At 71.9% G+C, this 12,273-nt stretch carries 14 protein-coding genes; 1 reads left to right on the plus strand and 13 read right to left on the minus strand.

Features of this window, described 5'->3' with window-relative positions; all coding sequences use genetic code 11:
- Nucleotides 1-21: 21 nt before the first annotated feature.
- Complete coding sequence (locus ACFWFZ_RS18555; RefSeq protein WP_387123568.1) at nucleotides 22-411, minus strand: DUF4440 domain-containing protein; 390 nt, start codon at nucleotides 409-411, stop codon at nucleotides 22-24.
- 85 nt (nucleotides 412-496) lie between these two features.
- On the opposite strand from ACFWFZ_RS18555, the gene ACFWFZ_RS18560 reads away from it, so the two are divergent.
- Entirely contained in the window at nucleotides 497-1,504 is a 1,008-nt protein-coding gene (locus ACFWFZ_RS18560; RefSeq protein WP_387123570.1) for a ketopantoate reductase family protein, read from the plus strand.
- 12 nt (nucleotides 1,505-1,516) lie between these two features.
- Here the strand turns inward: ACFWFZ_RS18560 and ACFWFZ_RS18565 are convergent, their stop codons facing one another.
- The 12 genes from ACFWFZ_RS18565 to ACFWFZ_RS18620 all read right to left on the minus strand — a co-directional run bounded on the left by ACFWFZ_RS18565 (nucleotide 1,517) and on the right by ACFWFZ_RS18620 (nucleotide 11,908).
- Nucleotides 1,517-2,272: a sirohydrochlorin chelatase gene (locus tag ACFWFZ_RS18565; RefSeq protein ID WP_387123572.1), complete on the minus strand. Its 756-nt coding sequence runs from the start codon at nucleotides 2,270-2,272 to the stop codon at nucleotides 1,517-1,519.
- A gap of 5 nt (nucleotides 2,273-2,277) precedes the next feature.
- Nucleotides 2,278-3,162: an ABC transporter permease gene (locus ACFWFZ_RS18570; protein WP_387123574.1), complete on the minus strand. Its 885-nt coding sequence runs from the start codon at nucleotides 3,160-3,162 to the stop codon at nucleotides 2,278-2,280.
- Nucleotides 3,149-3,967: an ABC transporter ATP-binding protein gene (locus ACFWFZ_RS18575; RefSeq protein ID WP_387123576.1), complete on the minus strand. Its 819-nt coding sequence runs from the start codon at nucleotides 3,965-3,967 to the stop codon at nucleotides 3,149-3,151. The genes ACFWFZ_RS18570 and ACFWFZ_RS18575 overlap by 14 nt, the downstream gene beginning before the upstream one ends.
- A 49-nt stretch (nucleotides 3,968-4,016) precedes the next feature.
- A complete protein-coding gene (locus ACFWFZ_RS18580; protein WP_387123578.1) occupies nucleotides 4,017-5,144 on the minus strand; it encodes an aliphatic sulfonate ABC transporter substrate-binding protein in 1,128 nt (375 codons plus the stop codon).
- 192 nt (nucleotides 5,145-5,336) lie between these two features.
- Nucleotides 5,337-6,686: a sulfate adenylyltransferase subunit 1 gene (locus tag ACFWFZ_RS18585; RefSeq protein WP_387123580.1), complete on the minus strand. Its 1,350-nt coding sequence runs from the start codon at nucleotides 6,684-6,686 to the stop codon at nucleotides 5,337-5,339.
- Nucleotides 6,687-6,688: 2 nt separating this feature from the next.
- Nucleotides 6,689-7,627, minus strand: coding sequence for a sulfate adenylyltransferase subunit CysD (cysD, locus tag ACFWFZ_RS18590; RefSeq protein WP_387123582.1), 939 nt, complete (start codon nucleotides 7,625-7,627; stop codon nucleotides 6,689-6,691).
- Entirely contained in the window at nucleotides 7,624-8,169 is a 546-nt protein-coding gene (cysC, locus tag ACFWFZ_RS18595) for an adenylyl-sulfate kinase (protein ID WP_387123584.1), read from the minus strand. Before cysC ends, cysD begins: the two co-directional genes overlap by 4 nt.
- Nucleotides 8,170-8,204: 35 nt before the next feature.
- Nucleotides 8,205-8,933 carry a phosphoadenylyl-sulfate reductase gene (locus ACFWFZ_RS18600; protein ID WP_387123586.1) on the minus strand — a complete coding sequence of 243 codons (729 nt, stop codon included), beginning with the start codon at nucleotides 8,931-8,933 and terminating at the stop codon, nucleotides 8,205-8,207.
- Entirely contained in the window at nucleotides 8,930-9,109 is a 180-nt protein-coding gene (locus ACFWFZ_RS18605) for a hypothetical protein (RefSeq protein WP_030027817.1), read from the minus strand. The genes ACFWFZ_RS18600 and ACFWFZ_RS18605 overlap by 4 nt, the downstream gene beginning before the upstream one ends.
- A complete protein-coding gene (locus ACFWFZ_RS18610; protein WP_387123588.1) occupies nucleotides 9,106-10,812 on the minus strand; it encodes a nitrite/sulfite reductase in 1,707 nt (568 codons plus the stop codon). Before ACFWFZ_RS18610 ends, ACFWFZ_RS18605 begins: the two co-directional genes overlap by 4 nt.
- A gap of 218 nt (nucleotides 10,813-11,030) precedes the next feature.
- A complete protein-coding gene (locus ACFWFZ_RS18615; protein WP_310942095.1) occupies nucleotides 11,031-11,114 on the minus strand; it encodes a putative leader peptide in 84 nt (27 codons plus the stop codon).
- A gap of 140 nt (nucleotides 11,115-11,254) precedes the next feature.
- Nucleotides 11,255-11,908, minus strand: coding sequence for a hypothetical protein (locus ACFWFZ_RS18620; RefSeq protein WP_387123589.1), 654 nt, complete (start codon nucleotides 11,906-11,908; stop codon nucleotides 11,255-11,257).
- Nucleotides 11,909-12,273 lie beyond the last annotated feature (365 nt).

Consider the following 12,273-nt stretch of genomic DNA (forward strand, 5'->3'; position numbering starts at 1 on the left):
CCCCGATCCTCTTCTGACCGCCTATTCCGGCACCGGCGTGGCCTGGTGGTAGTACATCCGCCATCCGGACCCGTCGTCCGCCTTCCGCCAGATCGAACTCCGGCGCGCCCGCCGCCCGTCGATCACCGTCTCGTACGTGAGGTGCACGACCCCCGGGGCCAGTTCGACGCCGGTCAGGCCGGCCGGCTCGTACCGCGGACCGTCCTCGGCGCCGCCCTCCAGCTCCGGCAGCGCCGCGAGCATCGCCCGCCGGTCCCACCTGCGGCCCGAGGCGCCCACCTCGACGAACTCCGGATCGAGGAGCCCGTCCGTCAAGGCCCTCGACGTCCGCACGGCCGGGCTCATCAACCGCAACTCGCGCGTCACCGCCTCGGCCACGCCCTCTCCGCTCCCGGAGCTGTCCACACCCATGTGATCATCCTGGCCCAGGGGCGCACGGCACCGGCGACCGGCCCCGGGGGCGACGGGACCGGCGGGGTGTGCCAGGCTCATCGGCATGCGGTACATCATCATCGGCGCGGGCGCCGTGGGCGCCACCATCGGCGGACGGCTCGCGGAGGCGGGCAGCGAGGTCGTCCTCGCCGCGCGCGGCGCGCACGCGGAGGCCCTGCGGGCCGAGGGGCTGCGGCTCACCACGGCGGACGGCCCCCGCGTACACCGGCTCAGCGTGGTCACCGGACCGGACGAGATGGGTGAACTGCGCCCGGACGATGTGCTGTTGCTGACCGTGAAGACCCAGGACGCCATCGCGGCGCTCGACGCGTGGGGCGACGCGGAGGTCGCGGGCGGCGGCACGGCCGCACAGCGGCTCCCGGTGCTCTGCGCGCAGAACGGCGTGGAGAGCGAGCGACTGGCGCTACGGCGCTTCGCGCGCGTGTACGGGGTGTGCGTCTGGCTGCCCGCCACCTTCCTGGAGCCGGGCGTCGTCTCCGCGCTGTGTGCCCCGCTGACCGGCATCCTGCACCTGGGTCGGGCCGCGGGCGGTACGGACGGGCTCGCCCGGAGCGTCTCGGCGGACCTCGCCAAGGCCGGCTTCGAGGCCCCGGTGGTCGAGGACGTCATGCGGTGGAAGTACGCGAAGCTCCTGGGGAACCTCGGCAACGCGATCCAGGCGACGACCGGCCCGGAGCCCGACCCGGCGAAGGCGGCGCTGCTGGCGCGGGCCGCCCGCGAGGCGAAGGCCGCCTTCGGGGCGGCCGGCATCGCCTACGCCTCGGACGCCGAGCAGGCGCAGGCCCGCGACGGAAAGGTCGACCAGCCGCCGGGCGTACGGGGCGGCTCCTCCTGGCAGAGCCTGGCGCGCGGGACGGGCTCGGTGGAGGCCGACTACCTCAACGGGGAGATCTCGCTGCTGGGCCGGCTGCACGGGGTGCCCACCCCGGTCAACGACGTCCTGCGGCACGCGGTGAACATCTTCGCGCGGGAGGGCCTGCCCCCGGGCGCGATGTCCATCGCGGACCTGACCGCCCTGGCCGACGAGGCCGCGGCCCGCGCCGGCGCGTAGCGGGCACGGGCTTCAGGCCGTCAGGGCCGGGAGGCGGGCGGGCGCCGCGGCGGCCGCGTCGTAGCGGCGCAGCAGCAGGAGGGCCAGTTCCGGGGCGGCGCCCAGGACGTCGGCCACCACGTCGGCGCCCGCGGCCACGCCACCGGCCGCGATGCGGTCCGGGAGCCGGCCGGGGGCGATGACGTACGGGGCCACCGCCACCCGGGCGAAGCCCTCGGCCCGCAGGGCCCGTACGGCGTCCTCCGTACGGGGGAGAGCAGCGGAGGCGAACGCAGGCCGCACGGCGCACCAACCGGTGTGCCGCCACTCCCGCGCGATTTCAGCGATCACTGCGATCGCCTCCGGGTCCGTGGAACCGGCGGACGCGAGCACCACCGCGGTGGTGGCGCGGTCCGCCGGGGTGAGGCCGGCTTCGGACAGCCGGCGTTCGAGCGCGTCGACGAGCAGCGGCGACGGGCCGAGGACGTCCGCCACCGAGACCGAGAGGCCCGGCAGCCGGGTCAGCGCCTGCGACAGCGCCGCCGGGATGTCGGCCTTCGCGTGGAAGGCCCGCGTCAGCAGCAGCGGCAGGGCCACCACGTCGCGGACGCCGTCGGCGTGCAGCGCCGACAGCACCTGCTCGACCCGGGGGGCGTTGAAGTCCAGGAAGGCCGTCTCCACCCGCAGTCCGGGCCGCAGCGCCCGCACCCGCCGGGTGAGGGCGTGCACGGTCGCGGCGTGCCGCGGATCGCGGCTGCCGTGGGCGATGACCAGCAGTACGGGCGACATGCGGATCAGCTCTTCACCAGCAGGCCGCGGCTGCGCAGTACGTAGCGTTCGAGGGGGCTGAAGATCAGGAGGTCGATGGCGATGCCGACGACGAGGATCAGGAGGATGGCGAGGAAGACGCCCGGCAGGTCGATGTTGTTGCGGCCGTTCTCCAGGAGTTGGCCGAGGCCCAGGCCGAGGTCGGGGGAGGAGGCGATGATCTCGGCGGCCATGAGGGAGCGCCAGGAGAAGGCCCAGCCCTGCTTGAGGCCGGCGACGTAGCCGGGCAGCGCGGCCGGCATGACCACGTGCCAGGCGCCGCGCAGGCCCGTGGCGCCGAGGGTGCGGCCGGCCCGCAGGAACAGCGGGGGGACCTGGTCGATGCCGGAGACGAGGCCGTTGGCGATGGAGGGGACGGCGCCGAGCAGGATGACCGTGAACATCATGGCGTCGTTGAGGCCGAACCAGAGGACGGCCGGGGGCACCCAGGCGACCGAGGGCAGGGACTGCAGGCCCTGGAGGATCGGGCCGATCGCGGCGCGGACGAACTTCACCCGGGCGACGAGCAGGCCGAGCGGGGTGCCGATGGCCAGGGCCAGCAGGAAGCCGAGCAGGCCACGGGAGACGGAGGTCCAGATGACCTCCAGCAGCGTCCCCTTCAGCCACATGTCGGACAGGCTGTCCCACACCGCGGAAAGAGCCGGGAGCTTGGTCTCGTCGGTGACCTCCAGGGACACGAGGACCTGCCAGAGGGCCAGGACCAGGCCGACCGCCAGGAGGGGCGGCAGGACCTTCTTGACGAGGACCTCACGGACCGGCGTGCGGTGCGTCTGCACCGCGTCCAGGGCGTCGAGCCCGGCCTCCAGTCCCGCGAGGTCGTCCGTCGTCGCCTTCGTTTCAGTGCTGGCCATGGCGGCGGATCTCCCCACGCAGGTGTTCAGTGATCTCTAGGGACAGCTCGGCGACGTCCGCGTCCTCGATGCGGCGCGGCTGGGCGATGTCCACGGTCCATTGCCTGGCGACCCGTCCGGGGCGGGAGGAGAGCAGGACGACGCGCTGGGCGAGGCGGACGGCTTCGCGCACGTTGTGGGTGACGAAGAGGACGGAGAGGCCCCCCGCGGCGGAGCCGCTCGTGTTCGCGGCCTCCCAGATGCGGGTGAGTTCGCCGTGCAGGACGTCGCGGGTGATGGCGTCGAGGGCCGCGAACGGCTCGTCCATCAGCAGTAGCCGGCTGTCCTGGGCGAGGGCCCGGGCCAGGGCTACGCGCTGGCGCATGCCTCCCGACAGTTCGTGGACGCGCTTGCCGTAGGCGCCGCCGAGGCGGACCAGTTCCAGGAGGCGTTCGGCCTCGGGCTTGCGGTCGGTTTTGGCGACTCCGCGCAGGCGCAGGGCGAGTTCGATGTTCTTGCCGGCGGTCAGCCAGGGGAAGAGGGCGTGTTCCTGGAACATCAGGGCCGGGCGGCCGCCGGGGGTGTCGATGGATCCGGCGGTCGGCTTGTCGAGGCCGGCGACCAGGTTGAGCAGGGTGGACTTTCCGCAGCCGGAGGCCCCCAGGAGGGTGACGAACTCTCCGGGAGCGACATCGAGGCTGATGTCGTCCAGGACGAGCTGTGAGCCGGCCGGGCCGGAGAAGGACTTCGAGACGTGCTCGATGCGGGCGGCGTGCGTGTGCTCCGCCACCGTGCCTTCGGCAGCCTTGGCAAGCGTCGTGGCCATGGTCGTCACCTCCTGGGATTGCTGGACTGCTGCATTGCGGGACTGTGCGTCACTCGGCGCCGAGGCCGGCGTCGGAGACCTCGGGCTTGCCCGCGGCCCTCAGGACCTTGTTCAGAAGCGTCAGGTCGTAGATGCCGGCCAGGTCGTGCTGCTCGATGAGGTCGGCCTTGACCGCCCACTCCGACTGGGTCTTCAGCGTCGAGGCCAGCGGATCGTCGGTGATCCGGATGCCCGGCCACGCCGGATCGATGACCTTCGCTTCGAGCGGCTTGCCGCTGTCCGCCGCCAGCTTGGCGTTGGCGGAGGCCTTCGCCTCCTCCGGGTTGGCGTTGATCCAGTCGTTCGTCTTCACCGTGCCGCGCAGCACGGCCTCGACGACGTCCGGGTGGGCCTTCAGGAACTTCTGCGACACGATGACGTTCGTGATCACGAACTTCTTCTCGGGCCACAGGTCGGCCTCGTCGAGGAGGACGGCCCCGCCGTCGGTGACGAGCTTGGAGGCCGTGGGCTCCGGCACCCAGGCGCCGTCGATGGAGCCCTGCCTGAAGGCGTCCGGGGTGACCTTGGTGTCCGTGCGGACGACGGAGACGTCACCCTTGCCGGACTCCGGGTCGACCGTCCAGCCCTTCTCCGAGATCCAGTTGAGGAACGCGACGTCCTGCGTGTTCCCCTTCTGCGGGGTGGCGATCTTCTTGCCCTTGAGGTCGTCCAGGGTCTTGATCCTGTCCGGGTCCACGACCAGCTTCACACCGCCCGACGCGGAGCCGGAGACGATCCGCAGGCTGGAGCCCTTGGACTTCACATAGGCGTTGACCGACGGCGAGGGGCCGATGAAACCGATGTCGAGGGAGCCGCCGTTGAGGGCTTCGATCTCGGACGGACCGGCGTTGAAGGTCTGCGGCTTGATCCTCGTGCCGCCCAGCTCCTTCGCGATCAGGCCCTCCTGGAGGCCGACGAGCGCGGTGGCGTGCGTCAGGTTCGGGAAGTACCCGATACGCACCTCGGAGGCCGACAGCTTCTCGCCGTGCGCGGCAGCGGCGTCCGCCGTGCCGTCGCCCTTGTCCTCGGCCTGGGAGCCGTAGCCGCAGGAGGCCAGCGCACCGATCAGCAGCGGCAGGGCAGCGGCGGCGGCGAGGCCGCGGCGCAGGGTCTTACGGGTGGAACCGGTGGCAGGCACGGGGAGGGCTTCCTCTCGCCGCGCCGTCGTTCTACGGCGCGGATTCTCTTCTGTGGAGCGGGGGCGGGTACGGCTCGTGGAGGGCGGTCATCGCGCACATCGCGCCACGCCTCCCTGGCCGCTGCCGAGGGCGCCGCTGCCCACGCGGCCGCCCTCCTTCGCGAAGGTCGAGTAGAGATCGGCGAACATGGTCTAGAAGTCCCACCCGTCCTCGTCCTGCTGTACCGCGTCCTCGGCGGGCTCGGCCTGGGAGGCGAAGGACTCGCCCGCCATGCCCGCCGCCAGGGTGGTCCCGTCCGCCGGGTCGATCAGCAGGAAGGATCCGGTGCGGCGGGAGTCGGCGTACGCGTCGAGCGCGAGGGGCTCGGCGGTCCGGACGACCACGAGGCCGATGTCGTTCGCCACCAGCTGCCCGGGCTCCGGGTGCTGGGACAGGTCGTCCAGGGTCAGCCGCGAGGGGATCTCCTTGACGATCGCCTTGACCGTGCGGGTCGTGTGCTTGATCAGCACCCGGGCGCCCACGGCGAGGGGCTGGTCCGCCACGTGGCACACCGTCGCGACGACGTCCTGCGTGGTCGCGGGGGCCGTCGCGGACGGCGCGATCAGGTCGCCGCGCGAGATGTCGATGTCGTCCTTCAGCCGCACCGTCACCGACTGCGGAGCCCAGGCGATGTCCACCGGCTCGCCCAGCGCGTCGATGCCCTCGATGACCGAGGTACGGCCCGACGGCAGGACCGTGACGGCCTCGCCGACGCGCAGCACGCCGGAGGCGATCTGGCCCGCGTAGCCGCGGTAGTCGGGGTGCTCCGCGGACTGCGGGCGGATCACGTACTGCACCGGGAAACGCGCCGGGCAGGCGGTGAGGTCGTGGCTGACCGGGACCGTCTCCAGGTGCTCCAGCACCGTCGGACCGCCGTACCAGTCCATGTTCGCGGACGGCTCCACCACGTTGTCACCGGCCAGGGCCGAGATCGGGATGGCGGTGATCTCCGGGACGCCCAGGTCCGAGGCGTAGGCGGTGAACTCCTCGGCGATCGCCGCGAAGACCGACTCCTGGTAGCCGACGAGGTCCATCTTGTTCACGGCGAGGACCACGTGCGGGACGCGCAGCAGGGCCGCGACGGCCGCGTGCCGGCGGGTCTGCTCGATCACGCCGTTGCGGGCGTCGACCAGGACCACCGCCAGGTCGGCGGTGGAGGCGCCGGTCACCATGTTCCGGGTGTACTGCACGTGCCCGGGCGTGTCGGCGAGGATGAACCGGCGGCGCGCGGTGGCGAAGTAGCGGTACGCGACGTCGATGGTGATGCCCTGCTCCCGCTCGGCCCGCAGGCCGTCGGTGAGCAGCGCGAGGTCGGGGGCCTCCTGGCCGCGCTGGGCGGAGACGGCCTCGACGGCCTCCATCTGGTCGGTCAGGACCGACTTGGAGTCGTGCAGCAGCCGGCCCACCAGGGTGGACTTGCCGTCGTCGACGGAACCGGCGGTCGCGAAGCGCAGCAGGGTGGTCGCCGACAGATCGGCGAACTGCTCGGTGGTGCTGGTCATGTCTAGAAGTACCCTTCGCGCTTGCGGTCTTCCATCGCGGCCTCGGACATCTTGTCGTCGGCGCGGGTCGCGCCCCGCTCGGTGAGGCGGGAGACGGCGATCTCGGCGATCACGGCGTCGAGCGTGGTGGCGTCGGAGTCGACGGCGCCGGTGCAGGACATGTCGCCGACGGTGCGGTAGCGGATGAGCCGCGTCTCGGGCGTCTCGCCCTCCTTGGGGCCGCCCCACTCGCCGGCCGTCAGCCACATGCCGCCCCGCTTGAAGACCTCGCGCTCGTGGGCGAAGTAGATCTCCGGCAGCTCGATGCCCTCACGGGCGATGTACTGCCACACGTCCAGCTCGGTCCAGTTGGAGAGCGGGAAGACCCGCACGTGCTCGCCCGGCGCGTGGCGGCCGTTGTAGAGCTGCCACAGCTCGGGCCGCTGGCGGCGCGGGTCCCACTGGGAGAACTCGTCGCGCAGGGAGAACACCCGCTCCTTGGCGCGGGCCTTCTCCTCGTCGCGGCGCCCTCCGCCGAAGACGGCGTCGAACTTGCGGTTCTGGATCGCCTCCGTCAGCGGGACGGTCTGCAGCGGGTTGCGGGTGCCGTCCGGGCGCTCGCGCAGCTTGCCCGCGTCGATGTAGTCCTGGACGGACGCCACGTGCAGGCGCAGTCCGTGCTTGGTGACGGTGCGGTCGCGGTATTCCAGCACCTCGGGGAAGTTGTGGCCCGTGTCGACGTGCAGCAGCGCGAACGGCACCGGCGCCGGCGCGAACGCCTTCAGCGCCAGGTGCAGCATGACGATGGAGTCCTTGCCGCCGGAGAAGAGGATCACCGGCTTCTCGAACTCGCCCGCCACCTCACGGAAGATGTGCACGGCCTCGGACTCAAGGGCGTCCAGGTGCGACAGCGCGTAGGGCGCGTCCGTCTCCTCGTGGACGTGTGCGACGGTCGTCGTCATGCCAGACCCCTCTCGGTGAGCAGCGCGTGCAGGGCCGAGGCCGACTCCTGCACGGTCTGCGTGTGCGACTCGATACGGAGGTCCGGGGACTCCGGCGCCTCGTACGGGTCGTCGACCCCGGTCAGACCGGAGATCTCGCCCGCGGCCTGCTTGGCGTACAGGCCCTTCACGTCACGCTCGGAGCACACCTCGACCGGGGTGGCCACGTGCACTTCGAGGTACTGCGTCGCGGCGGCGGCGTGCCGCTTGCGGACGGCCTCGCGACTGTCCGAGAACGGCGCGATCACCGGCACCAGCGCCTTGACGCCGTTGCTCGCGAGGAGTTCGGCGACGAAGCCGATCCGCTGCACGTTGGTGTGCCGGTCCTCGCGGGTGAAGCCGAGTCCGGCCGAGAGGAACTCGCGGATCTCGTCCCCGTCGAGCACCTCCACGCGGTGGCCCTCGGCGCGCAGCCGCTCGGCCAGCGCGTAGGCGATGGTGGTCTTGCCCGCGCTCGGCAGCCCGGTCAGCCACACGGTGGCGCCCTGGTCGCTCACGCTCATCTGCTGTGTCTCCGTAAGTTCTTCGCTGGTCGTCATCAGCCGTGCAGTCCGCACTCGGTCTTGCCCCGCCCGGCCCAGCGGCCGGACCGCGCGTCCTCGCCCTCCGCCACGCGGCGGGTGCAGGGGGCGCAGCCGACGGAGGCGTAGCCGTCCATCAGCAGCGGGTTGGTGAGTACACCGTGCTCGGCGACGTACGCGTCCACGTCGTCCTGGGTCCAGCGGGCGATCGGCGAGACCTTGACCTTCCGCCGCTTCTCGTCCCAGCCGACCACCGGGGTGTTCGCCCGGGTCGGGGACTCGTCGCGGCGCAGTCCCGTCGCCCACGCGTCGTACGCGGTCAGGCCCTCTTCCAGCGGCTTGACCTTGCGCAGCGCGCAGCACAGGTCGGGGTCCCGGTCGTGCAGCTTCGGCCCGTACTCGGCGTCCTGCTCGGCCACGCTCTGCCGCGGGGTCAGCGTGATGACGTTGACGTCCATCACCGCGTCGACCGCGTCCCGGGTGCCGATGGTCTCCTCGAAGTGGTAGCCCGTGTCGAGGAAGACCACGTCCACACCGGGGAGGACCCGCGAGGCCAGGTGGGCGACGACCGCGTCCTCCATGGAGGAGGTCACGGCGAACTTCCCGCCGAACGTGTCGGCCGCCCAGCGCAGGATGTCGAGCGCGGAGGCGTCCTCCAGGTCGCGGCCGGCCTGCTCGGCCAGCTCCTTGAGGGTGGCGGCCTTCAGGTCGGCGTTCTTGAGACTGGCGTCTTGCGTGGTGGTCATATCTCGTCCCCTCCCGCTGAGTTCGTCCCGACGCCCCGGGACAGCAGCCCGAGGTACTTCAGCTGGAAGGCCCGGTTGCAGGCCCTGCATTCCCACGCGCCGTGGCCCGTCTCGTGGGGGAACAGGTCCTCGTCGCCGCAGTACGGGCAGTAGAACGGTGCGGCTCGCTCGCTCACGAGAGGCTCTTCTCGTCCGCGCGGGCGACCCAGGCGGCGAAGCGCTCGCCGTCCTCGCGCTGCTCCTCGTAGCTCTTGACGACCCGCTCGACGTAGTCGGGCAGACCGGCCGAGGTGACCTTGAGGCCGCGGACCTTGCGGCCGAAGCCGGCCTCCAGGCCGAGGGCGCCGCCCAGGTGGACCTGGTAGCCCTCCACCTGGTTGCCGTCGTCGTCCAGGACCAGCTGTCCCTTGAGACCGATGTCCGCCACCTGGATACGGGCGCAGGCGTTCGGGCAGCCGTTGATGTTGATGGTGATCGGCTCGGCGAAGTCCGGCAGGCGGCGCTCCAGCTCGTCGATGAGCGAGGCGCCGCGCGCCTTGGTCTCGACGATGGCCAGCTTGCAGAACTCGATGCCGGTGCAGGCCATCGTGCCGCGGCGGAACGGGGACGGCTTGACCCGCAGGTCCAGGGCCTCCAGCGCCTCGACGACCGAGTCGACCCGGTCGGCCTCGATGTCGAGCACGATCATCTTCTGCTCGGCGGTGGTGCGCAGGCGGCCGGAGCCGTGCTGCTCGGCAATGTCCGCGATCTTGGTCAGGGTGGCGCCGTCCACGCGGCCCACGCGGGGCGCGAAGCCGACGTAGAACCTGCCGTCCTGCTGCTGGTGGACGCCGACGTGGTCGCGCCACTGGCCGGAGGGCTGCTCGGGCGCGGGGCCGTCGGTCAGCTTCCGCTTCAGGTACTCGTCCTCCAGGACCTGGCGGAACTTGGCCGGGCCCCAGTCGGCGACGAGGAACTTCAGGCGGGCGCGGGTGCGCAGCCGGCGGTAGCCGTAGTCGCGGAAGATCGAGATGACGCCCTCGTAGACGTCCGGGACCTCGTCGAGCGAGACCCAGGTGCCCAGGCGCACACCGAGCTTGGGGTTGGTGGACAGGCCGCCGCCGACCCAGACGTCGAAGCCGGGACCGTGCTCGGGGTGGTTCACCCCGACGAACGCGATGTCGTTGATCTCGTGCGCCACGTCGAGGAGCGGCGAGCCGGAGATCGCGGACTTGAACTTGCGGGGCAGGTTGGAGAAGTCCTTGTTGCCCACGATGCGGCGGTAGATCTCGTCGATGGCGGGGGTGCCGTCGATGATCTCGTCCTGTGCGATGCCGGCGACGGGCGAGCCGAGGATGACCCGGGGCGTGTCACCGCAGGCCTCGGTGGTGGACAGGCCGACGGCCTCCAGACGGCGCCAGATCTCCGGGACGTCCTCGATCCGGATCCAGTGGTACTGCACGTTCTGGCGGTCGGTGAGATCGGCGGTGCCGCGGGCGAACTCCTCGGAGATCTCGCCGATGACGCGCAGCTGCTCGGTGGTCAGCCGGCCGCCGTCGATGCGCACGCGCAGCATGAAGTACTTGTCGTCCAGCTCCTCCGGCTCCAGGATCGCGGTCTTGCCGCCGTCGATCCCGGGCTTGCGCTGGGTGTAGAGGCCCCACCAGCGCATGCGGCCGCGCAGGTCGTTGGGGTCGATGGAGTCGAAGCCCCGGTGGGCGTAGATCGTCTCAATGCGTGTCCGCACATTGAGACCGTCGTCGTCCTTCTTGAACTGCTCGTTGCCGTTGAGGGGCGTGTGGTGTCCGACGGCCCACTGGCCCTCGCCGCGGTGACGGCCGGTCTTGCGGCGCGCGGCGGCTGCGGGTGCTGCTGCGGGCGTTTCGGGGGTGGCGGCCATGGCGGTACGTCCTTCTTGGGCGGCTCAGGGCAGGGGCGGGTGAAGCGGGTGGGGTTGGCGTGACCCCTGGACGCTGAGCGGGTGCGGCTGACTGCCCGCGCCTTGGCCGGGGTGACCGGCGGACAGGGCGGTGTTCGGCCTTCAGGGGACTGCGATGATCGACACTTCCACGGCGGCGATGCCGGGATTGCGGCGATGTGCGGCGGTTGCTGGTTCCGTCAGCACGCCGGACAGATGGCGCTGGACATGCGGCCGAGGTCGACGTGCCGCCGACTCACCAAGGCAATTCCAGCTCCATTCATGGCGGAAGCGTGTCATGGGCCGATTGGAGGAGTCCACTACTGTCCACGATTCGGACCAACTAGTCCCACATTCCGAGACGACGTGACGGGGGTCACGTATGCAAGCGCCGGGTGGGGCGGCTGGGTCGAGACCGGGCGCCCTACGGCGTCGCCGTGGGTACGGGGCGGAAGGGCGTCAGAATCTCCACCCCGTGAGCCTCCGGGCCGTCCCGCCGGATCTCCTCCAGCAGACCCTGCAGCGTCGCCGGGTCCGTCGGATGAGGCGATGCCGAGGGGGTCGCGCCCTCCGGAGTCGCTTGGACGCGATCGCCAGGGTACGGGGCCACCCCGGCCGCCATCTCCAGAGGGAGGCGCGGCCGGGGCACCTGGACGGTCGCCTTCCAGGTGCCGCGGTGGCGGTCGACCTCGGCGAAGGCGACGGGCCAGCCGGAGCGCTCGTTGGCCCGGCGGACGAAGGCGACGACGGTCCAGCGGGGGTCCAGCCCGCTCACCGTCCCCTCGAAGTAGACCGCGACCCCTGCCGGGGTCGCGGAGGGATCCGCGTACTGCCGGGCAATCAGGGTGGTGACGCGGGTCCCGGCGGTGGCGTCGGCGACCGTGGGCGGGGCCGTCGGCGTAGGCGGCGTAGGAGCTGGTGGCCTGGAGATGATCGCCACGACGACCGCAGCCCCCGCAGCCACGAGGGCCGCGATCAGGCTTTGCCAGCGGTGTGATCCGGCCAGCCAGTGGACCGGGCGTCCGGTGTGCGGGATGCCGGGCTCGTCGGCCGGATCCGGGGGGCCTTCGGCGCTCATCGTCCTCGCCTGGGTTCGACGTACCTCCAGAATGCGCGGGCGGCCCCCTGCCGTCCCGTTGCCACGCCGATCCAGCCCGTGTTCCGCGCCGGTGGCCGCGCCTCAAGCGCCGGCGGGGCTGGGTTCGGTGTCCCTGGCCGGGGGCGTGACCCGTCGGGCTGGACGGTGGCTTCGGGTGGGGTGGTGCCCTTGTTCCCCGGGTGCGGGCCGGTGGCCGCGCCTCAAGCGCCGGCGGGGCTGGGGTGGTGTCCCCTGGCGGGGGCGTGACCCGTCGGGCTGGACGGTGGCTTCGGGTGGGGTGGTGCCCCTCCGGGGGCTCTCCTCGGCTCGGCGCGTGCGGGCACGTCTCGGTCGTACCCGGTGGT

The sequence above is a fragment of the Streptomyces sp. NPDC060232 genome (assembly GCF_042726555.1).
In the GTDB taxonomy this organism is placed as follows: Bacteria; Actinomycetota; Actinomycetes; order Streptomycetales; family Streptomycetaceae; genus Streptomyces.

Excerpts from the sequence above, each read along its gene's own strand:
- ACFWFZ_RS18560 (WP_387123570.1), top strand. The coding sequence starts at position 497 with ATGCGGTACATCATCATCGGCGCGGGCGCCGTGGGCGCCACCATCGGC.
- ACFWFZ_RS18620 (WP_387123589.1), bottom strand. The coding sequence starts at position 11,908 with ATGAGCGCCGAAGGCCCCCCGGATCCGGCCGACGAGCCCGGCATCCCG.
- ACFWFZ_RS18570 (WP_387123574.1), bottom strand. The coding sequence starts at position 3,162 with ATGGCCAGCACTGAAACGAAGGCGACGACGGACGACCTCGCGGGACTG.
- ACFWFZ_RS18610 (WP_387123588.1), bottom strand. The coding sequence starts at position 10,812 with ATGGCCGCCACCCCCGAAACGCCCGCAGCAGCACCCGCAGCCGCCGCG.
- ACFWFZ_RS18575 (WP_387123576.1), bottom strand. The coding sequence starts at position 3,967 with ATGGCCACGACGCTTGCCAAGGCTGCCGAAGGCACGGTGGCGGAGCAC.
- ACFWFZ_RS18565 (WP_387123572.1), bottom strand. The coding sequence starts at position 2,272 with ATGTCGCCCGTACTGCTGGTCATCGCCCACGGCAGCCGCGATCCGCGG.
- ACFWFZ_RS18600 (WP_387123586.1), bottom strand. The coding sequence starts at position 8,933 with ATGACCACCACGCAAGACGCCAGTCTCAAGAACGCCGACCTGAAGGCC.
- cysC (WP_387123584.1), bottom strand. The coding sequence starts at position 8,169 with ATGAGCGTGAGCGACCAGGGCGCCACCGTGTGGCTGACCGGGCTGCCG.
- ACFWFZ_RS18585 (WP_387123580.1), bottom strand. The coding sequence starts at position 6,686 with ATGACCAGCACCACCGAGCAGTTCGCCGATCTGTCGGCGACCACCCTG.
- ACFWFZ_RS18555 (WP_387123568.1), bottom strand. The coding sequence starts at position 411 with ATGGGTGTGGACAGCTCCGGGAGCGGAGAGGGCGTGGCCGAGGCGGTG.
- cysD (WP_387123582.1), bottom strand. The coding sequence starts at position 7,627 with ATGACGACGACCGTCGCACACGTCCACGAGGAGACGGACGCGCCCTAC.
- ACFWFZ_RS18615 (WP_310942095.1), bottom strand. The coding sequence starts at position 11,114 with ATGAATGGAGCTGGAATTGCCTTGGTGAGTCGGCGGCACGTCGACCTC.